General features: G+C 37.2%; 19 protein-coding genes. 7 read left to right on the plus strand and 12 right to left on the minus strand.

Translation table 11 applies throughout. The annotated features are described in order from the left end of the window. Positions 1-141: 141 nt before the first annotated feature. Positions 142-2,163: a thioredoxin domain-containing protein gene (locus R2Q70_RS04575; RefSeq protein ID WP_316806470.1), complete on the plus strand. Its 2,022-nt coding sequence runs from the start codon at positions 142-144 to the stop codon at positions 2,161-2,163. A 10-nt stretch (positions 2,164-2,173) separates the two neighbouring features. Continuing rightward, entirely contained in the window at positions 2,174-2,680 is a 507-nt protein-coding gene (locus tag R2Q70_RS04580; protein ID WP_316806471.1) for a peptidylprolyl isomerase, read from the plus strand. A 61-nt stretch (positions 2,681-2,741) separates the two neighbouring features. Here the strand turns inward: R2Q70_RS04580 and R2Q70_RS04585 are convergent, their stop codons facing one another. From R2Q70_RS04585 to R2Q70_RS04620, 8 genes are all read right to left on the minus strand, one after another. After that, the gene (locus R2Q70_RS04585; RefSeq protein WP_316806472.1) at positions 2,742-3,194 is read right to left on the minus strand and encodes a hypothetical protein; all 453 of its coding nucleotides are present in this window, start codon (positions 3,192-3,194) and stop codon (positions 2,742-2,744) included. A gap of 203 nt (positions 3,195-3,397) precedes the next feature. Next, the gene (locus tag R2Q70_RS04590) at positions 3,398-4,669 is read right to left on the minus strand and encodes a hypothetical protein (protein WP_316806473.1); all 1,272 of its coding nucleotides are present in this window, start codon (positions 4,667-4,669) and stop codon (positions 3,398-3,400) included. Beyond that, the gene (locus R2Q70_RS04595; RefSeq protein ID WP_316806474.1) at positions 4,662-5,246 is read right to left on the minus strand and encodes an RNA polymerase sigma factor; all 585 of its coding nucleotides are present in this window, start codon (positions 5,244-5,246) and stop codon (positions 4,662-4,664) included. Before R2Q70_RS04595 ends, R2Q70_RS04590 begins: the two co-directional genes overlap by 8 nt. A gap of 116 nt (positions 5,247-5,362) precedes the next feature. Continuing rightward, entirely contained in the window at positions 5,363-6,064 is a 702-nt protein-coding gene (locus R2Q70_RS04600) for a DUF4397 domain-containing protein (RefSeq protein ID WP_316806475.1), read from the minus strand. A gap of 102 nt (positions 6,065-6,166) precedes the next feature. After that, entirely contained in the window at positions 6,167-6,820 is a 654-nt protein-coding gene (locus R2Q70_RS04605) for a hypothetical protein (RefSeq protein WP_316806476.1), read from the minus strand. A gap of 40 nt (positions 6,821-6,860) precedes the next feature. Beyond that, entirely contained in the window at positions 6,861-7,520 is a 660-nt protein-coding gene (locus tag R2Q70_RS04610) for a hypothetical protein (protein ID WP_316806477.1), read from the minus strand. Positions 7,521-7,595: 75 nt separating this feature from the next. Next, the gene (locus R2Q70_RS04615) at positions 7,596-9,218 is read right to left on the minus strand and encodes an ABC-F family ATP-binding cassette domain-containing protein (protein ID WP_316806478.1); all 1,623 of its coding nucleotides are present in this window, start codon (positions 9,216-9,218) and stop codon (positions 7,596-7,598) included. 204 nt (positions 9,219-9,422) lie between these two features. Further along, entirely contained in the window at positions 9,423-9,644 is a 222-nt protein-coding gene (locus R2Q70_RS04620; protein ID WP_316806479.1) for a hypothetical protein, read from the minus strand. A gap of 8 nt (positions 9,645-9,652) precedes the next feature. On the opposite strand from R2Q70_RS04620, the gene R2Q70_RS04625 reads away from it, so the two are divergent. The 4 genes from R2Q70_RS04625 to R2Q70_RS04640 all read left to right on the plus strand — a co-directional run bounded on the left by R2Q70_RS04625 (position 9,653) and on the right by R2Q70_RS04640 (position 11,999). Beyond that, entirely contained in the window at positions 9,653-10,201 is a 549-nt protein-coding gene (locus tag R2Q70_RS04625) for a hypothetical protein (protein WP_316806480.1), read from the plus strand. A gap of 184 nt (positions 10,202-10,385) precedes the next feature. After that, positions 10,386-10,958 (plus strand): nitroreductase, encoded by a 573-nt coding sequence (locus tag R2Q70_RS04630; protein ID WP_316806481.1) that lies wholly within the window; start codon positions 10,386-10,388, stop codon positions 10,956-10,958. A gap of 176 nt (positions 10,959-11,134) precedes the next feature. Next, on the plus strand, positions 11,135-11,479 hold the full coding sequence (locus R2Q70_RS04635) for a DUF1801 domain-containing protein (RefSeq protein ID WP_316806482.1): 345 nt from the start codon (positions 11,135-11,137) through the stop codon (positions 11,477-11,479). 67 nt (positions 11,480-11,546) lie between these two features. Next, positions 11,547-11,999: a 3-oxoacyl-ACP synthase gene (locus R2Q70_RS04640; RefSeq protein WP_316806483.1), complete on the plus strand. Its 453-nt coding sequence runs from the start codon at positions 11,547-11,549 to the stop codon at positions 11,997-11,999. Between the two features lie 866 nt (positions 12,000-12,865). Here R2Q70_RS04640 and R2Q70_RS04645 read toward each other — a convergent pair. Genes R2Q70_RS04645 through R2Q70_RS04660 form a run of 4 tightly spaced genes read right to left on the minus strand, consistent with a single transcriptional unit; the run spans position 12,866 to position 17,259 of the window. After that, complete coding sequence (locus R2Q70_RS04645; protein ID WP_316806484.1) at positions 12,866-14,038, minus strand: DUF3298 and DUF4163 domain-containing protein; 1,173 nt, start codon at positions 14,036-14,038, stop codon at positions 12,866-12,868. Between the two features lie 39 nt (positions 14,039-14,077). Continuing rightward, the gene (locus R2Q70_RS04650; RefSeq protein WP_316806485.1) at positions 14,078-14,959 is read right to left on the minus strand and encodes a polysaccharide deacetylase family protein; all 882 of its coding nucleotides are present in this window, start codon (positions 14,957-14,959) and stop codon (positions 14,078-14,080) included. A 10-nt stretch (positions 14,960-14,969) separates the two neighbouring features. Then, the gene (locus R2Q70_RS04655; RefSeq protein WP_316806486.1) at positions 14,970-16,328 is read right to left on the minus strand and encodes a M1 family aminopeptidase; all 1,359 of its coding nucleotides are present in this window, start codon (positions 16,326-16,328) and stop codon (positions 14,970-14,972) included. Between the two features lie 52 nt (positions 16,329-16,380). Beyond that, complete coding sequence (locus R2Q70_RS04660; RefSeq protein ID WP_316806487.1) at positions 16,381-17,259, minus strand: polysaccharide deacetylase family protein; 879 nt, start codon at positions 17,257-17,259, stop codon at positions 16,381-16,383. Positions 17,260-17,433: 174 nt separating this feature from the next. Between R2Q70_RS04660 and R2Q70_RS04665 the strand changes: the two genes are divergently transcribed. Next, entirely contained in the window at positions 17,434-19,941 is a 2,508-nt protein-coding gene (locus R2Q70_RS04665) for a S9 family peptidase (protein ID WP_316806488.1), read from the plus strand. Positions 19,942-19,969: the final 28 nt, after the last annotated feature.

A 19,969-nucleotide genomic window follows, 5' to 3' on the forward strand; every position in this document is an offset into this window, starting at 1 on the left:
AATATATACTTGTTATCGATATATTATTCACCTGTTCCATTACTCAATAGATTTCCAACTAAAGTATAAAAACAAAACTAAAACAAAACAGCTTTGTAGATAATTAATAGCTTTACCAATTCATTTTTATACCGCAAATTCATGTCAAACGTACATTCTGAACCCAATAGCCTAATTAATGCTTCATCGCCATATCTACTGCAACATGCTTATAATCCTGTTCAATGGTACGAATGGGGCGAAGAGGCATTAGAAAAAGCCAAAACTGAAAATAAACTTATTTTAGTAAGTATTGGTTATTCGGCCTGCCATTGGTGCCACGTAATGGAACGTGAAAGTTTTGAAAACTTTGAGGTAGCCGAAGTGATGAACAAACATTTCGTTTGTATTAAGGTAGATCGTGAGGAGCGCCCGGACATCGACCAGATTTATATGTACGCCATCCAGTTAATGACGGGCAGTGGCGGCTGGCCTCTGAATTGTATTTGCTTGCCTGATCAACGCCCAATTTACGGTGGAACTTATTTCAGGAAAAATGACTGGATTAATATCCTTGAAAATGTGGCTGCGCTATGGACAAACGAGCCTGAGAAAGCCATTCAATACGCAGAGCGATTAACCTCAGGCATCCGCGATAGCGAAAAAATAATTCCATCGGTTACAAAAGAAGAGTACACTGATGAACATTTAACCGAAATTATTGAACCCTGGAAACGCCATTTTGATATTGGTTTTGGTGGTTATAACCGGGCGCCTAAATTTCCATTGCCTAACAACTGGGTTTTCTTATTGCGTTACGGCTACTTAAAAGATGATGAATCGGTTTTTACAGCGGTTTGCCATACACTAGAGGAAATGAGTAGGGGCGGAATTTATGATCAGATTGGCGGTGGCTTTGCCCGATATTCCGTTGATGATAAATGGCATGTGCCGCATTTCGAAAAAATGCTATATGATAATGCACAGCTCATTAGTTTATATACCGAAGCTTATCAATGTACCAAATTCGATTCTTTTAAGCAGACAGCTGTTGAAAGTATTAATTGGGTTTTCAATGAGATGACATCTGCTGAAGGTTTGTTTTTTTCGGCATTGGATGCAGATAGCGAAGGGGTGGAAGGTAAATTCTATGTGTGGGATAAAACTGAATTTGATCAAATATTAGGAGATGATGCATCACTATTGGCTGATTATTTTAATATTACAGAAGATGGTAACTGGGAAGAAGAACACACTAACATCTTAAGAAAAACCCTTACTGATGATGAGTTGCTATCTAAATATGATATAGATGCAGCAGCCTTGTATGATCGGGTAAACGCAGCAAAAGCGAAATTAATGGAAGTTAGAAACAAGCGGGTACGGCCAGGTTTGGATGATAAGTGTTTAACCGCCTGGAATGCCATGATGATTAAAGCACTGGCTGACGCGGCAACCATTTTAAGCCATGATTTATATTATCAAAAAGCAGCGGCAGCAGCCCGGTTTACTTTAGGTAATTTAAAAACAATAAATGGTGGTTTGTATCGTAATTATAAAAATGGAAAAGCTTCCATCACTGCTTTTTTAGATGATTATGCATTTTTAATAGAGGCTTTAATTGCGCTTTATGAATATGACTTTGATGAAAACTGGTTGAATGAGGCAAAATTATTAACCGATTATGTTATTGAAAACTTTAGTGATCCTGATTCACCAATGTTTTTTTATACCTCAGCAACCGGCGAAAGCCTGATTGCCCGTAAACATGAGGTTATGGATAATGTAATTCCAGCATCAAATTCAACAATGGCACAAAATTTAACAAAATTAGGTTTGTTATTCGATTTGGAAGACTACGCCAATAAAGCCTTGGAAATGCTGGCTTCGGTTCAGCCGAAAATTAAAACTTATGGCTCAGCCTATTCAAACTGGGCAATACAACTGCTTAATGAAGTTTATGGAATCAATGAAATTGCCCTCTCCGGCTTAGAAACAGAGGCCATTAAGCTGGAGTTAAGTATTTATTATATTCCCAACAAAATTACATTAGGCGGAACAAAAAGTAACCTGCCGCTGTTAAAAGGTAAGCAAAGCAATGAAACAAAAGTTTATATTTGCCGAAATAAAGTATGCCAGTTACCGGTTAACACTGTTGAGGACGCATTAGCATATTTACATTAAAAAAGATTAAATGAATATTTCACCAAACTCAGTAGTCGCAGTAACTTATGAATTGCACACTACAAACGAAGAAGGACAACAAGTTTTTGTTGAAAAAGCTGATGAGCAAAATCCTTTAGTATTTTTATATGGCGTTGGCATGATGTTGCCTAAATTTGAAGAGCATTTAGCTGGTTTAACTACTGGTGCTGAATACAGCTTTGAACTATCTGCTGCTGATGGTTACGGAGAAATTGATCCAGGCGCTTTCGCTGATCTTCCAAAATCGATGTTTACAGAAGCTGGCGGTGAAGTTCCATCTGTTGGTGATGTAATTCCTTTACAAGATAACAATGGTAACCAATTCAGAGCTGGGGTTACTGCTGTTCATGATGAAACAGTTGCAGTTGATTTAAACCACCCTATGGCTGGTAAAAATTTATTGTTCGCTGGAACCATTTTAAATGTTCGCGAAGCTACGCAAGATGAGTTGGCTCATGGCCACGCTCACGGTGCTGATGGCCACTCAGGTCACTAGAATATCTTGATTTTATAAATAATCAATAAAAAAATCCCGATGATGAATCGGGATTTTTTGTTTATAATAATTTTGATGTAGATAAGAGCACCGGAGGATTATCCATCGTGTTGGTGGTGCTCAATTTCAACACACCTTTCACCGTAATGGGTTGATAAGTGAACTTAATTGGTTCGGCCATTTCCACTAAAACCATAATCGGAATCCCATTTTTACCACAATAAAAACACTGATTAATGGGTAAAGTAGAAAGCATAAACTTCGTTTGCTTCATGCCATCTTTAATGGGGACAATATACCCCGAAAGCTCAAACGGTTTGTTTTCAAATTTTTTAATGCCCGGTGAGTAAACAGCATATTTTTCTGTCGGCTTTACAGTTTTAAAAGTGATGCCGCCAATTACATCCCAGTTTGGAGAATCCATTTGATCGCTGGGATCATGCTGTGCCTGGGCATTAAAGCCAATAAAAATTAACAATATAAATGCCAGTGCTTTCATTATTCCTTTTCTCATGTCAGCACAAATATAAGAAAGATGTAGGTTGGCTAGTGTAATTCATTTATAACAAAATCAACGTAACTGCTGCTGTAACAGGGGTTGAGTAAGGTTGCTGAATATGTTATTCCTTAGGTTTCGATATCAGCATCTTCCTGCGTATACAATCAAAAGACTTAGCAGATCAATTAAAAAACTTAATTTTTGATCCGCAATGAATTTTAAAAATCAATTTTTAGCCTTAAGCCGCCATTGGTTAGGTTGAGGTTATCATTCGAAAAAGTTTTCATTGGCACCCTCAGAAAAGGTTCTATGGCAAAGTCAGTTTTCTTCGATATTTTTTGCTTGTATCCTAAAGAGAAATTATAGAAGCCAATATATTTATCAGTTACACTTGATGCCTGGGCTTGCGGTTCAGAGATCCGCTCGGTAACAATAAGCATTCGCTGTTCAGCTACGCCCGCTGTGTTGGCTACGGTAACATTTTTTCCACTGCTTACCAGGTAATTATTGTCTTGCCTGTTGTTTAAAATGGCCAGTGCCGAAACACCAACTCCTGTATAAACCTTTTTGCTGATGTTATATTTTAATTCCAGTGGGATGTTTATTCCGCGAACACTGGCATTAACCGATTCCAGGCTTCGGGCATTATTAGACGAATATGTTGCCAGTGCCGCCGAACTTGGTACAGCACTCGCCATTGCATCATTACTGTTTCCATTTTGTGCCGATGGATTGCTTGTTGAACTCAACGATGAATATGCAATACCAGAACTGATGGAAAGTTTTTCGGCCAATTTGTAGGAAAGCGAAAAGCCATAATTCATGTTCACTTTATTGTCATTCCCCATCGCAGGCGCCACATACACTCCCGGTTCCCATTTTGCATTTGCCTGGGTTTTACTGGTATTTTTCAACTCATTTATTTTGCTGTCTTGTGCCAGCAAATCTTCAAAGGTTGGCTTTTTAAACGGTTTTTCTTTTTTAGGTTCGGCTTTAATTTCTAATTTCCTATCACCGTAAGAAGCAAGCGGTATGTTGATTAGCGCATTAGCTAACACGTTGTGGTTTTTAATTTCATTAACCGGATCATTTGTATTTGAAATTTCGGTAATAACCTGATCCGTTATCTGGCTATTTAGGCTTGCCGGGGCAACTCGAGCATGGCTATTTTTGATGCGGGGCGTATTTAATGATGTAACCATTTCAACCTCATCATTCTTAATCGCCGGTTTGTTATTTGGTGCTACAGGTTTTTCTTCGATCGTTTTTTTATTTAGGATGACTAAATCCTGTTTATGATTTTGATTATTTAATATCAAAAATGTACTGCTCAAAACTAAAATCAATGCAGCAGCTATCCATACAGGCCAAAGAACAAAACCTTTCGGTTTATTTTCCTTTTCAGCAAAACGCTCCCATGCACCCGGAGAATAAGATTCCTCATGGTGTTGAAGCTGTGTAGCAATATGGTCTATTAATTCTTTATCCATTTTTTTTATAGGAACCAACCATTGTATTCAGGTAAAGTGTACGTAATTTATTTTTCGAGCGGGTTAAATACACGCGGCTTGAGCTTTCGGGAATGTTTAACATTTTCGAAATTTCATCATGTGCGAAACCTTCAATTTCATATAAATTAAAAACCAGTCGTTGCGTATCTGGTAAATGATTAAGTAAGTTTAAAATATCATTTACATGTAACTCAGAAGCGATTGAAACCTGCGTTACAGGATGTTCGTCTTCGCCAAGGTCATCTACATAGTACTGTGTTTTTGCGGTCCTGATTTTATCAATTGCAGTACGCGATGCAATCTGCGCAATCCAACCTTTGAACGATCGTTGCAATTCTTCCGGGTTTTTAGGCGATTTAAAATTGCCGACATGTTTAAAAATTTTGATAAAACTATCATTTACAAGCTCTTCGCTATCTGAAGCATTTTTGGTATACCTTAAAATAATGCCCATTAAATAGCCATAAAATGATTTATACATCATTTCTTTACAGCTACTGTCGTTTTTTACACAGCCTTTTAAAATTTCCTCAAAACTGAGTATCTTTTTTATCACTCCTGTAAAGGACTATTTAAAGTTTGATTTTTTTATAAGCGTTTTAAACCCTTATTCAAAATTAACGAAATAACACCATTCCAGCTTTAGAATGGTGCTTATTTCATAAGTAGATATTATTTGTTTGTCATCACAGCTAGTCCAAATTTTGTGCTATCTGTTTTGCTGCTCAATCCTTTTGCCCAAATGGTGTAAATTTTTCCTTTTTCGATTTTTACTGCGGGTAAAGTTGCTTTTACCGTTGCCGATCCTGCTTCTTTTACCTGGAAAGTATAACTTTCTGATGGGTTGATGGATGCAAATGGGGTAAATTCTTTAAATGCTTTTGCAGTAAATAACGCAGTGGCATTTCCTTCAACAGCTAAATCTAAGGCGGTGGAACCTGGACTTAAGTTAATGAAACGTACTTTAGCTTTATCTGCATCCGGTGCTTTCAAATCATCTTCAACCAATAAAATTTTAGTCGATTTAAGAGTATCTACTACAAAAGCAGAATAAAAAGCACCTTGTTTCAAAGTTCCTGTGCCGCTGGTTAGGTATTTTAACGAATCTTTCTTGGCAACGCCGATAATCCTGTTTCCTGGATATGCTGCGTAGTAACCGCGATCGTTAGTGTAAGTAAAGCTGCCGATTTTTTGATTATCTAATACAAAATCAAGCGCAGCTGTACCTGGCGAAGCATGAACGAAGCCAATGCCTGCAGCTTCAATCGGATCATTATCCCAATCTTTTTTACAGGCAGAGAATATGGTGGTTATAGCGAGAAGAGAGAGTGCAATTTTTGTTGTTAAGCTAAAGTTTTTCAAATGAGTTTTCATGTTTTAAATCAATTTTAGAATTAAAATTGGTTAACGGCCATTAACACTTTTTTCTTCTAAAACGATAAACGGGGCGAAAACGCTACACAGACATAGAAGTTTTTAATTTATTGTTAATTTAGTTTCCCATACGAGGGTGCTAGGTACCGGTTTCCCATTTTTAATCGCTGGTGAAAACTCAAAATCTTCTTTTCGAAGTTTATCTAAATTGATCACATCAATTCTATTATAAACTGAAGAGGCAACTTTTGTTTCAAATTTTATGAGTTTTCCTGTATCATTTAAGGTAAAAATATAAAATAAGCTGGCAACTCCTGCTGCCGTTCTTAGCTCAAGCGGTGCTTTAAACTCACGCAATAAATAATATAATGAGTAAGTAAATCCGCCAATTTTAACGGGGTAGATTATTCGGTCATTAGTTTTTACAGAATCGATATAATATGTGAAATCCTTATTTGGTGCATTATATTCTATTTGTTTTGATGTATAGTTATATACTTGTTCTAAACTATCTTGAAGATTAAAGAACCTCCATCTACCAATGCGTTCATTATTTTTATAGATGCCAGAAGCAATAACTTTTCTTCCAGAAATCATTTCGCAGAACCCATTTTTGATATTTGGTTTAGATTTTAGTACAGTTTGATGCGAAATTATACCACGAGTGATCCGATAATGCATATGTGTTGAATCACTTTTTTGAGCAAATGCCGTAAAGCAAAGTGCAAGCAATAGGAATGTGTAGAGCGTTTTCATTATTTTAGATTATTTTTTTGGATGATTTAGAATATTCTTTTTACTGCACAGTTAGCTTAGCTTTTAACACGATCTTACTTTCTTTGGGTTTGCCATTCACATATGCTGGTATGAACCTGAACTCATCATTCAGAAATTTATTCAACTTAAGCGCAGTGGTTTTTGTGTTGTAATCTTTTGATGAAACCTTTTCCTCTACTTTGGTTAAAATTCCTGCTTCATTAACTGTGAAAATGTAGAACTGATCGTAAATTGCTGGGTTGATTGGAATTCCGTAATGGTGTGATTCCTGGAATATCGCCTTAAATGCCATTCTAAAGCCGCCAATTTTTACAGGTTTTATCACACGGTCTCCTTCCTTCAGGCTATCAATTACGTAAGATATCGTATTTATCGGGCGATTATAATCAACTTTGTTTAAATCATAATTAAAGATTTGTTCTACACTATCCTTGTGTTTAAAAAAACGCCATCGGCCAACCCGTTTATCATTTTTATACAAACCATAAGCTAATATTACTTGGTCTTGAAATATTTGAGTTAACCCATTTCTAATGCCAGGTTTAGAGATTAATTCAGTAAAATTCTCCTTAAAACCAAAGGCGTTCTTTTTAGAGCGTACTTTTGTCGAATCGCTTTCCTGAGCGACGGCCAAAAAAACAATAAAAAAAAGTAGGAGCGTAGAGAGCGTTTTCATCATGTTTGATTAGGCTATAAAGAAAAAGGGTTTTGACGTAATATCAAAACCCTTTTGAAAATATATTTTAGCAAAAAGTTAAGCGTACATTTCTTCGCGAAGTTTTGCCACATCAGGACTGTTGATGTACTCATCGTAGGTCATTAATTTATCGATGGTGCCTTTCGGTGTAATCTCAATAATTCTGTTGGCTACGGTTTCAGTTAACTGGTGATCTCGTGAAGTAAACAAAATCGCACCTTTAAAATCTTTCATACCATTGTTCAACGCTTCAATTGATTCTAAATCCAGGTGGTTGGTTGGTTCATCAAACATTAACAGGTTAGCTTGCTGTAACATCATCCTTGAGAACATACAACGCATTTTTTCACCTCCTGAAAGCACTTTTACATTTTTCAGAACTTCCTCACCCGAGAATAACATCCGACCTAAAAAGCTACGCACAAATTGCTCATCGGCATCCGTTCCAGAATATTCACGTAACCAATCTACCAGGTTTTCATCCTTGCCCGCAAAATATTCAGAGTTATCATTCGGAATATCAGCAGTGCTAATGGTAACACCCCATTTAAATTCACCTTTATCAGCAGGGGCTCTACCCGTTAACACATCATAAAATGCTGCGGTTGCTAAACTGTTTTGAGATAAAACGGCAATTTTATCGCCCTTATTTACCATAAAAGTCACTTTGTCGAACAACAGGCCATCGTTTCCAGATTTACCTAATCCATCAACCTGTAAAATCTGGTCACCCGCCTCACGACCGGTATTGTTGAAAATAATGGCCGGGTATTTACGGCTCGATGCTTTAATTTCAGTAATATCAATTTTATCTAAAGCCTTTTTACGTGAAGTTGCCTGCTTTGATTTCGATGCATTCGCACTAAACCTGCGGATAAATTCCTGCAACTCTTTCACCTTATCTTCCATCTTTTTGTTCTGGTCGCTACGTTGTTTTAACGCCAGCTGACTCGATTCATACCAGAACGTATAGTTACCGGTATAAATGCTCATTTTAGCAAAGTCGATATCAACAATGTGCGTACAAACTGCATCTAAAAAGTGCCTGTCGTGAGAAACCACCAATACTATGTTCTGGTAATCAGCTAAGAAATTTTCCAGCCAGGCAATGGTTTCAATATCCAAATCGTTGGTAGGCTCATCCAATAATAAAATATCCGGATTGCCAAATAAAGCCTGAGCCAATAACACACGTACTTTTTGTGTATTATCCAGTTCCTTTAATAATTTATAGTGGTTATCTTCCGTAATACCCAAGTTGCTCAACATGGTTGCAGCGTTGCTTTCCATGTTCCATCCGTCCATTTCAGCAAAAAGATTTTCCAATTCTCCGGCACGTTCGCCATCTTTTTCGGTAAAATCTTCTTTCATGTAAATGGCATCTTTCTCTTTCATAATGGCATAAAGTTCTTTATGGCCAATCATAACAGTTTCTAATACCGAAAACTCATCAAATTCGTAGTGGTTTTGTTTTAAAACCGCCATTCTTTCTCCTGGAGTAAAGGCTACACTACCTGAAGTTTGGTTCACCTCTCCCGATAAAATTTTAAGGAAAGTAGATTTACCTGCACCATTAGCCCCAATTACACCATAGCAGTTGCCCTGGGTAAATTTTAAGTTAACATCTTCAAATAATGTGCGTTTGCCGTATCGTAACGATAAATTAGAAACTGAAATCATATTAAATAGAAATAAGCCGCAAAGATAGGGTTTATAGTCCGAAGTCAAAAGCCAATAGTCGGTTAGTGTTTGCTTTTATTTGAAAATGAAGGCTCGGCATTTTATGGCAGTTGCAGTCCCGCTTTCACTTCAATCTTTTTGTTGTCGTCAGTCTGAGTCTGTTGAACACTGCAACAAAAAGTATTTTCATTCAATCGGGTTTATTTAACAATGGTTTGTGCTTTTGGCTAGAAAGAAAACCCAAAGTACTATTTTGCCTAAAGCCGATTTGGCAAATGTTTTTATCCGTTGGTTGAAACCAACGGCAATGAATCGCGTTAGGTTTAATGATTTAAAACCAACGGCAATGAATAAGCCATTGCCTGTACATTTAGCCATTTCATTGCCGTCTGCTTCAGCTGACGGAATTTTTTTTAATTTTATCATTCATGCGAATGTTAACAGATCTCTTACAAAAACCAGTTGGCAAAATAGAAGTGGAGCAGTTGGCCGCAAAGGCATCTGCGCAAACTTTTTCTGCAAAAGATTTGATCGATTTAAGTTTCCATCAAGATGAACAAATTGGTTTCAGGGCCGCGTGGATTTTGGAACGTATTTATTCCAATCATCAGGATCGGTTTTTGCCTCATGCTACATATTTCCTCGAAAAACTTCCGTTGCAACAAAATCTTTCTGCCTTACGCCATTACGTTAAAATTCTGGCTTTTATTACAAACAGAAAAACATCACCTGATATTAAAGCCATCATCACAGATTATGAAACTGACACTATTGTAGAAGTTGTGTTCGCCTGGTTAATTGATGAAAATATTCCCGTAGCGGTAAAATCACATTGTTTAAATATTCTCGCCAATTTGATTCCAAAACATCAATGGATTAAAGAAGAATTAATTGATACTATGGCGTTTCTGGTAGATAAAGAAAGTATCGCTTTTTTTGCAAAAGTTAAACAAATCAGGAAGCAGCTTAAGGTAAAAAGTTGAAAGTTTAAAGTGAAAAGTGCCAGCAGTAGAGCGAAATATTTAAGGTTTAAATTTTGCTTTCAGCATTGTCGTATACTATGGAATCCTTGTCTGGCAAGACATTAAAACGTCAAATCTTTTTGTTTAATACGTTTTATCAATTGCTTTCAACTTTAATCTTTTTGCTTTTAACTATTTTTACAAAATGAGCAATTATGAAATCGTATCTCAGGTTATAAAAGAACGACGCAGTATTTTTCCTGCCAGTTATATCAAAAAAGAAATTCCTGTTGAGGTGATCAACCAAATTTTGGAAACGGCAAATTACGCACCTACACATAAGCTAACACAGCCCTGGCGGTTTACTGTGATCAGAAAAGCAGGCTTGGCCAAACTTGGGAAAGAACTTGGTAGGTTATATAAAAATCTTGTTTCGCCACAAAATTTCCTTCAGAAAAAATATGATAGTTTCGCTGAGAAAACGGCGCAGGCAGATTGTATTATCGCCATTAATATGGCAGTAAGTGGTAAAATTCCGGAATGGGAAGAATTGGCAGCCGTTTCTTGTGCTGTACAAAATATGGCAATCACTGCCGAGAGTTTAAAAGTTGGTACTTACTGGAGTTCGCCACCCTTAATTCATGATTTGGGCGAATTTTTAGGTCTTGCGGAAAATGAAAAATGTATCGGCCTTTTTTACATGGGCTACCATAATGAAAAACCCTGGGCGCCTAACCGTAGCTCGATTGAAGAAAAGGTGAAGTGGATGGAGGAGTAAGGTTTATTGGTTCATTGGTTCACTGGTTTATTTGTTCATTGGTTCACTGGGTAACTGGTTCATTGGTTCATTGGGGAATTGATAACTGGAAACTGATAATTGGAAACTGAAAATTGGTAATTAGTTGAAAATGTCCAACAATTTAGCAATCAAACAATATATCCAATCTTTAAAAGATGCTTAATCCATTAGATAATTTCTTTGAGGAAAAAGATGAGCCAATGAAAGGCTGCCTGCAGTATTTAAGGCTGCTGCTTACTGGCTGTGAAAATATCACGGAACATTGGAAATATGGTTTGCCGTTTTATTATCATAAAGGAAAAATGTTCTGCTATCTTTGGATTCATAAAAAATATTATCAGCCTTACATTGGTTTTGTTGATGGAAACAAAATAGACCACGAAGACTTGCTACAGGAAAAAAGAGCTAAAATGAAAATTTTATTAGTCAATCACCTCGAAGATATATCAGAGGATAATATAAAATCTATGCTCAAGCAAGCCTTGGCCTTACGCAGTTAATCCATTTCCCATTATCCATTTCCAATTTACATTATCCATTTACCCTTTTCCACCTTCCATTCAAAATATGTCTACCTTAAAATCTCAATTGTATCAGCTTTGCCTAACATTTATTCAAAACCGAATTGAAAATATTGAGTATTCATTGCAACAGGCTAGGCAGGCATCTAACGACGACACCAAAAGTAGCGCCGGAGATAAGTACGAAACCACCCGAGAGATGATGCAGCAGGAAATGGATCGGAACAATAAATTGCTTTATGAAGCTGGTCAGCAGAAAATAGCATTACAGCAGGTTGAAAATGTTGACGCTGCTAAAGTGGTAAAAAATGGAAGTCTGGTTTTAACTTCCAAAGGAAATTTCTACATCAGTATCAGCGCAGGTGAAATCAAAGCAGATGGACAAAGCTTCATCGCCGTTTCACAGGCATCGCCTATAGGAAGGCTTTTTATTGGAGCCAAAGTAGGAGATGAGCTGATTCTTAATGGAAATAAATATGTTGTAAAAGAGATTCTGTAAATTTCTTCGATGGCTAGTCGAGATTTGTAATCTCGTCTTACGGTATTGGATTAAAAATCCACTGTTCGAGCATCTGGATTGCAAATCCAGACTAACACGACCAAAACAATGTCGCTAGTCGAGATTTGTAATCTCTTCTCACAGTATTGGATTAAAAACCATAGTTCGAGCATCTGGATTGCAAATGCAGACCAGCATTTTTGGCTAGTCGAGATTTGTAATCTCGTCTTACGGTATTGGATTAAAAATCCAAAGTTCAAGGATCTGGATTGCAAATCCAGACCAACACGACCAAAACAATGTCGCTAGTTGAGATTTGTAATCTCGTCTTACGGTATTGGATTAAAAATCCAAAGCTCGAGGGGCTGGATTGCAAATGCAGACCAGCATTTTTGGCTAGTCGAGATTTGTAATCTCGTCTTACGGTAATTAAAAACCGTAGTTCGAGGGTCTGGATTGCAAATCCAGACCAACATTTTGGCTAGTCGAGATTTGTAATCTCGTCTTACGGTATTGGATTAAAAATTCAAAGTTAGAGGATCTGGATTACAAATCCAGACCAGCATTTTGGCTAGTTGAGATTTGTAATTTCGTCTTACAGTATTGGATTAAAAATCCAAAGTTCGAGGATCTGGATTACAAATCCAGACCAGCATTTTGGCTAGTTGAGATTTGTAATCTCGTCTTACGGTATTGGATTAAAAATCCAAAGTTCGAGGATCTGGATTACAAATCCAGACCAACATTTTGGCTAGTTGAGATTTGTAATCTTGTCTTACAGTATTGGATTAAAAATCCAAAGTTCGAGGATCTGGATTACAAATCCAGACCAGTATTTTTGGCTAGTCGAGATTTGTAATCTCGTCTTATAGTTTCACACCAATTCTTTCCGCAAAGGCAGGAATTAAGTAATTTTTCAGTTCTGAAAAAGGGATAAAAACTACAATTTGCCCTTGTGCATAACTTGCTACCTCGTAAGGGTTGTACATAAATGCTAATCCGTTTTTATTGAAATAAAAGTTTTTATTAGGTTTCAGAAAGTTATCAAACAATACTTTAGTTAACTGATCTTGCGGCTTAATGTTATATTGCTTTCTCAAGTTTTGCTCAAGCAACTTTTGTAGAGAATTAGAATCAATTTTAACCACATCGTTCAATAGCATCTGTTTTTTATTTTTAACATCAAGGCAAAACATGGTGCTGGCATAGTTTCCATGGGCACCGCCGGTATACGCATCTGTAAGGTAATCTACTACAACAAATCCATTCTCATTATAAACAATACTCTGCTGACTGTCATCTGTATAATTCATCCAGGCTTCAAAGCCACGGTCAGGACCATCTTTTTGCTGCTTGGAAATCTGTTGTTTATAATCAGCAAAATATGCCGTAGCCATTTTTTTAAAGCCAGCCTCCCGGTTTTCATTCCCTGATTTCACTCCAGAAATGCTTTTCAATTGATCATTTAGCCAATTTCCAGCATCATCAGTTGATTTTGCCTGTAAGTATTCAAAACTAATGGATGCCTTTGGTGATTTTTCCCGGTCAGCGAATGCTTTCACCGAATCGGTGTAAACACCTGTGGTAAATTGATAACTGCCTTCAGGATATTTCTCCGTTAACTGAATTGGAAAATTCTTTGTTCCCTTACCGTCAGACCACGTCCCTTTAAAGCCATTTCCTGTCCATTTTAGCGCTAAGTGATTTTGCTTGGCGTCCTGATCAAAGTAATAATCGTAAAAGCTATTTTCAAACAGAACGAGGCTATCTTTACCCACCAGCGTATCAGTTGATAAATTTAACCATGGACCATCGTAGTAATAATTACCATCATATTCACCATCTAGTTTTTGTAAATTCATAACCACGCTTTTTCCGGCAATGGTACCTTCCAATCTTTTATAAAAATTTGCAGGCAACTCCGTTACGGCAGTAATTGTGCTATCGGAAGTTCCTTCGGTATCTTGGCTGTTTTTTGAATTGGTACAAGATGCGAGAATCAAAAAACTAAAAACGATAAGATGAATGTATTTTCTCATGAAAAGATGATTAAGCAATAACTTAATTTACATCTGAAACTATGATTTTGTTTTGTTAAAGCTTTTGTTGATACTATAATAAAGGTTTTTGGCTGAATATCTGCCCGGATCAATTATCCTGCGGATGGTATAAAGCGGATAGTTTTCATCACGGGCGGTAGACAAAATAAAGGCAGCCTTAAAGCCATGTTCTTTTAATTTATGCAAATTCGCAGCCTTGAATACACCATAAGGATAGGCAAAATATTCAACTTTTTTTCCAGTGATTTCTTCCAGCTTTTTAGTGGGTTCATCTATTTGGGTTTTCCAGTCTTCATCTTTAAATTGAGCAAAATTTTTATGATCATAAGTATGACTCGCAATTGTATTGCCTTCATCAGCTAGCTGTTTGATGTTTTCTTTGGTCATGTAATTGATTCTTCCTTTTCTGCCAATAGAAACCGTCATGATAAAATAAACCCCTTTGAAGCCATATTTTTTTAAAGTGGTGTTGCCGACTGTAAACTGATCCATGTCGGTATCATCAAACGTAATCATAATCGGCTTTTCAGGTAGTTTAGCGCCATAAATCAGGTAATCATAAAGCTGATCGGGTAAAACGGTATGGTAACCGCTATCAGCCAGCATCTTAATATGATCTCTAAATTTGTCTGGCGAAATAATGTCATCACCTGCTCGCTTACTGTCACTCGCCAAAGCATTTCTAATTTGGTGGTAGCATAAAACAGGCACTTCTTTGCGAGCCAGAATGGTTTTTGCATCAGCAGGTTTTCTTTTTGTGCTATCTGTTTTTAGGGCAGTAGTAGTTGTATCTTCTTTATCTTTTTTTGTTGCGGTTTGATCGCCACAGGCAGAAATAAATAAGCCTGAAAATAAGATGAATGTTAGGAGATGGGGCGCTGGTTTAAATTTCTTGTTCAATTTTTATCAATTATTTCACCAAAGATACTGCGTTTTCAGATAAAATAAAGTCCCTCTCAAAGGTGTCCCATTCTTTTGTTGATATACCTGATTTTAGTGCATTGCGTTTGAAAAAGCTATAATCAGTTGCCTCTGTTTTGGCCATTAAGCAGGTATTTAAAAATTTAAACATTTGCTTTTCTCCGACGATTTGTTCAAGACCCCGCAATAAAAACGGGCCATAGCTGTAGCGGTAAGTGCCAGAGATATCGTTCATGTTTATGATGGCATTTAAGGGTTTTGCCTTGAAGTTTTTAAGCTGTTTGCCTCTATCCAGAAAGTATTTCGTAGCAAATGTTTTTCCGAATTTTTCTTCACTGGCTTTTACGGATAAATATTCTGCAGTAGATTCCAGAAAAAACCAAAATAGGGTAGAATTGGGTTGCAACACATTTCCGAAATAATAATGGCCAATTTCGTGGGCGATAAACGGATAATCCGTAGAATCTTTCAGTTGCGGTTTTTGATCATCAATCATGTCACCAAGCCTGATTCCTGCAAAAGCGATGGTTGGAAAAGCGACAAAGCCCCAGCTGCGGCCTTTATTAAATTTTTCTACTGGTTCATGTTCCATAAAAACATTTTTCGTATCGTAAGGGATTTTAAGGTTTTTAGAAAAATAAGCTTTCATTTCGCCAATATTTTGTTCAAAAATAGATAACTGCCGCTGATCCATGTTGGTGTTTAAAAATAAGGCACCATTCGTTTTTTGTACGCCATAATCGCCAACAAACAACATCGGAGCAATGGCAATATCCGATTTAAACCTTGCGGTTGGCCCCGCTTGTGGTAAATCGCCATTCACAAAAATCGTTTTGGCACCATTAGCACTCACCTGAATATTAAAAGTAACCTGCTCAATCAGCCGATCGTTTTTTACATCGTAAATAATCGGATACCATTTTGATTGGTCAGCCGCTCGCATCGTTTTGCCATTGAAAGCGATTAAACCTTTAAAATCTATAAAGTTCAACGTGTCAGTATAAATTGGAAAAGCGCCTGTGTAGGTAATATGAAGCTGCTTCGGATTCACCATCGTACTATCTTTGGATAGTGGTGCGTAAGTTAAACCTTCGCCACGCATTGCTCCTCCGTAAAAACCAGAATATTTCAAGGTATTGTGATCAGCATCCTTAATCGCTTTAATATTGAAACCTTTATTCAATACTATCTGATAATCTTTACCCAGATCTGGAATTTTGCTTAATACGAAATCACAGGTAATCTGACCGCTTTTCATATCAATATTAACCTGGCCGTTAAGATGCGGTATTTGAGCGAATGTTATACCTGAAAGCAATGAAAGGATGAGGAAGGCGATTTTTTTCATTTTATTTTTCGTTTAAAAAAGAAAACCCCAGACAATGCCGGGGTTTGAATATTTAAAAGCTATTTTTAATGCTGTTGCTTAGCGTTTTTGGACTCCAGTAACCACTGGCAATAATTCTGCGAATGGTGAACAACGGGTCTTTTTCATCACGTTTAGTAGATAGTTGATAAGCCATTCTGAAACCACGTTTTTTAAGTTCAGGAATTCCCTCTGCGTTCCATAAGCCGAATGGATAAGCAAATTCTGTCATTTTTTTGCCGGTGATTTCTTCCAGTCTTTTCGTTGGTTTATCTAATTGTTCTTCCCAATCCTTGCCGGCATATTTCTTAAAGTTTTTGTGGTCGTAGGTATGAGACCCGATTACATTGCCTTCATCAGAAAGTTGTTTAATCTGATCGCTGCTCATATAATCTACAAATTTCCCTTTTTTACCAATAGATACAGTCATGATAAAATACACTGCTTTATAACCCAGTTTTTTTAGTGTTGGATTTACGATTGTGAACTGATCCAGGTCGGTATCATCAAAAGTAAGCATAATGGGTTTGCTCGGTAATGCAGCACCGGTGTTTAAGTAAGCATAAAGCTGATCAGGTAAAATGGTATGATAGCCACTATCAGCCAACATTTTCATCTGGTCTTTAAAGTTTTGAATCTCTACAATGTAATCCTTGCCTACTTTTCCATCTGTAGGTTTCCAGTTTCTTACCTGGTGGTAGCATAAAATAGGCACCTGCTTTCTGGCTAAAATGGTCTTGGCATCAGCCACCTTTATTTTTGAAACATCAATAGGTGTGGAGGTGTTCTCTGCTGTTTTAGTCACCTGCCCGATAGAGTCGGTTCCTTCGATATTTCCGGTTTGAGAGTTGGATTGACAGCTGGTGAATAAAATAATGCCAGCAGCTATAATAGTAAGTAATTTGTAGTTCATAGTATTTTAATTGCTACAAAACTATAAATTCTGGCAATTTATTGTACACCCAATGAACTGGTGTTGATAACTAATTAAGCATCTAGAAAATTTGATAAGCTAACTGTTTTATTACAATCTCCACCAATCATAATCAGCTTTTATTAAATAATTTAGCGCCTCAAACCAATTTTGATGAACAAACTTTACAAACTTTTTCTTTGTGCTCCGTTTCTATCCCTAACTGTTGCGGCACAAAATAAAACCTTTACGCTAACTGAAAATATCCAGGCGCAACCAAAGGCAAATTATCAGCTCGCTTCGCGATTTTCTCCAAATAAATTGAAGAAAATGGTTTATTCCACTTCGGTTGATCCACATTGGCTGAAATTGAGTAATCGTTTTTGGTACACTTTTGAAAGCCCAAAAGGGAAATTCTGGTACCTGGTAGATCCGAATGCGAAAACAAAAAAGTTGATGTTCGATAATGCGAAAATCGCTGCTGATATCACTTTGGCAGTTCGCGATCCATTTGATGCCGAACATTTGCCTTTAGAGAACTTAAAGTTTGCTGCAGATGAAAAAAGTATTTCTTTTGAAGTGAAAAGCACAATTGATGAAGTAAAGCCTGATCGCAAGGATAAAAAAGCTGCCGATTCGTTACAAAAGAAGATTTTCTCTTTCAAATATGACCTGGCTACAGCGAAGTTAACTGAAGTGCCAAATTTCAGCAAGCCTAAACCAAAACCAAGCTGGGGTTCCGTTGCTCCTGATTCATCTGCCATTATCTTTTCACGCAATTATAATTTGTATTGGATGGATAAAGAGAACTACAAAAAGGCGGTTAAAAACGAAGAAGACAGCACCATTGTAGAACATCAACTTACAAAAGATGGTGTAAAATTTTACTCTTACGGAAGTGATGGCGATGGTGAGAATAATGTTGAGAATGAAAAAAATAACAAAAAGCGCCGCGGTGCCTATGTGCTATGGTCGCCAAATTCCAGGTACTTTGTATTAGATCGTACTGACTCCCGTAAGGTTAAAGATTTATGGGTAATTAATAGTGTTACAGCTGGCCGGCCAACTTTAGAAACTTATAAATATCAAATGCCAGGAGAAGCAGAGGCACCACAAGATGAAATCCTGCTTTTCGATTTCCCGGCAAAGTCATATAAAAAACTGAATGTATCGGCCTTTAAAGATCAAAGCATTGGCGTTTGGGGCAAACCATCACTCGCTAAAGATCGTGATAACGAATTTCGTCCTTCGATTTGGCTAGGTGATGATAGCAGATTTTATTTTTCACGAACAAGCCGCGATTTAAAGCGGATTGATATCGGCACCGTTGATATTGCTACAAGTAAAGTAACACCCTTAATTGATGAGCGTTTCAATACTTATGTAGAAGTGAATCGTCCGGGTTTAATCAACAACGGAAAAGAACTGATTCACTGGAGCGAACGTGATGGCTGGGCTCATTTCTATCTTTTTGATGGAAACGGAAAGCTCAAAAATCAAATTACCAAAGGTTCTTTCCACTGCGAAAGTATCGTAAATATTGATGAGAAAAACAGGGTATTATATTTTACAGCAAATGGGAGAGAAGGCAAAGAAGATCCTTACTATTTGCACCTGTATAGCATCAATTTCGATGGTTCGAACATGAAACTGTTAAACGCCGGTAATTTCGATCATGCAATTAGTATGAATGATAACAACAGCTTTTTTGTCGATAACTACTCGAGGGTGAACACGGCGCCAAAATCTACTTTGTACGATAAAAATGGTTATAAAGTAATGGAACTTGAAGCTACTGATCTATCGTTATTAATGGCTGCAGGTTACAAATTCCCGGAGCCGTTTACCGTAAAGGCTGATGATGGGGTAACCGATTTGTATGGCGTAATGTACAAACCGTTCGACTTCGACCCAAATAAGAAATATCCTATTATTGAATACGTTTATCCTGGTCCACAAACGGAAGCTGTAAATAAAGCTTTTAGTAAAAGCATGGACCGTACAGAACGTTTGGCGCAGTTTGGTTATATTGTTATAACAGTAGGTAACCGTGGTGGAAATCCTTCACGTTCGAAATGGTACCATACATATGGCTACGGAAACCTGCGTGATTACGGTTTGGCCGATAAGAAAACTGCTATAGAGCAATTGGCATCAAAATTCAGTTATATTGATGATACTAAAGTGGGTATTACTGGCCACTCAGGTGGTGGTTTTATGTCTACCGCGGCCATGTTGGTTTACCCGAATTTCTTCAAAGCAGCAGTTTCTAATGCAGGTAACCATGATAATAGCATTTACAACCGTTGGTGGAGCGAGAAACATCATGGTGTGAAGGAGGTAATTTCTTTGAAAGGCGATACATCATTTAAATACAGCATTGATAAAAATCCTGATTTGGCTAAAAACCTGAAAGGGCATTTATTATTAATGCATGGCGATGTTGATAATAATGTGCACCCGGCAAATTCTATTCGTGTGGCAAATGCCTTAATGAAAGCTGGTAAACGTTTCGATTTTCTGATTATCCCAGGTCAGCGCCACGGTTTTGGCGATATGACAGAATATGCTTTCTGGAAACTGGCCGATCATTTTAATAAATATTTAATCGGAGATTTTTCCAGCCCGGAAGATGTGGATTTGGTAGAAATGGATCGGGATATCGAAAAGACCGGAAAGTAATATTTACCTATCCTTTTAAATTTTAGTG

The sequence above is a fragment of the Pedobacter agri genome, assembly GCF_032678665.1.
Taxonomy (GTDB): domain Bacteria; phylum Bacteroidota; class Bacteroidia; order Sphingobacteriales; family Sphingobacteriaceae; genus Pedobacter; species Pedobacter agri_A.

Excerpts from the sequence above, each read along its gene's own strand:
- R2Q70_RS04575 (WP_316806470.1), top strand. The coding sequence starts at position 142 with ATGTCAAACGTACATTCTGAACCCAATAGCCTAATTAATGCTTCATCG.
- R2Q70_RS04580 (WP_316806471.1), top strand. The coding sequence starts at position 2,174 with ATGAATATTTCACCAAACTCAGTAGTCGCAGTAACTTATGAATTGCAC.
- R2Q70_RS04585 (WP_316806472.1), bottom strand. The coding sequence starts at position 3,194 with ATGAGAAAAGGAATAATGAAAGCACTGGCATTTATATTGTTAATTTTT.
- R2Q70_RS04590 (WP_316806473.1), bottom strand. The coding sequence starts at position 4,669 with ATGGATAAAGAATTAATAGACCATATTGCTACACAGCTTCAACACCAT.
- R2Q70_RS04600 (WP_316806475.1), bottom strand. The coding sequence starts at position 6,064 with ATGAAAACTCATTTGAAAAACTTTAGCTTAACAACAAAAATTGCACTC.
- R2Q70_RS04605 (WP_316806476.1), bottom strand. The coding sequence starts at position 6,820 with ATGAAAACGCTCTACACATTCCTATTGCTTGCACTTTGCTTTACGGCA.
- R2Q70_RS04610 (WP_316806477.1), bottom strand. The coding sequence starts at position 7,520 with ATGATGAAAACGCTCTCTACGCTCCTACTTTTTTTTATTGTTTTTTTG.
- R2Q70_RS04615 (WP_316806478.1), bottom strand. The coding sequence starts at position 9,218 with ATGATTTCAGTTTCTAATTTATCGTTACGATACGGCAAACGCACATTA.
- R2Q70_RS04620 (WP_316806479.1), bottom strand. The coding sequence starts at position 9,644 with ATGATAAAATTAAAAAAAATTCCGTCAGCTGAAGCAGACGGCAATGAA.
- R2Q70_RS04625 (WP_316806480.1), top strand. The coding sequence starts at position 9,653 with ATGTTAACAGATCTCTTACAAAAACCAGTTGGCAAAATAGAAGTGGAG.
- R2Q70_RS04630 (WP_316806481.1), top strand. The coding sequence starts at position 10,386 with ATGAGCAATTATGAAATCGTATCTCAGGTTATAAAAGAACGACGCAGT.
- R2Q70_RS04635 (WP_316806482.1), top strand. The coding sequence starts at position 11,135 with ATGCTTAATCCATTAGATAATTTCTTTGAGGAAAAAGATGAGCCAATG.
- R2Q70_RS04640 (WP_316806483.1), top strand. The coding sequence starts at position 11,547 with ATGTCTACCTTAAAATCTCAATTGTATCAGCTTTGCCTAACATTTATT.
- R2Q70_RS04645 (WP_316806484.1), bottom strand. The coding sequence starts at position 14,038 with ATGAGAAAATACATTCATCTTATCGTTTTTAGTTTTTTGATTCTCGCA.
- R2Q70_RS04655 (WP_316806486.1), bottom strand. The coding sequence starts at position 16,328 with ATGAAAAAAATCGCCTTCCTCATCCTTTCATTGCTTTCAGGTATAACA.
- R2Q70_RS04660 (WP_316806487.1), bottom strand. The coding sequence starts at position 17,259 with ATGAACTACAAATTACTTACTATTATAGCTGCTGGCATTATTTTATTC.
- R2Q70_RS04665 (WP_316806488.1), top strand. The coding sequence starts at position 17,434 with ATGAACAAACTTTACAAACTTTTTCTTTGTGCTCCGTTTCTATCCCTA.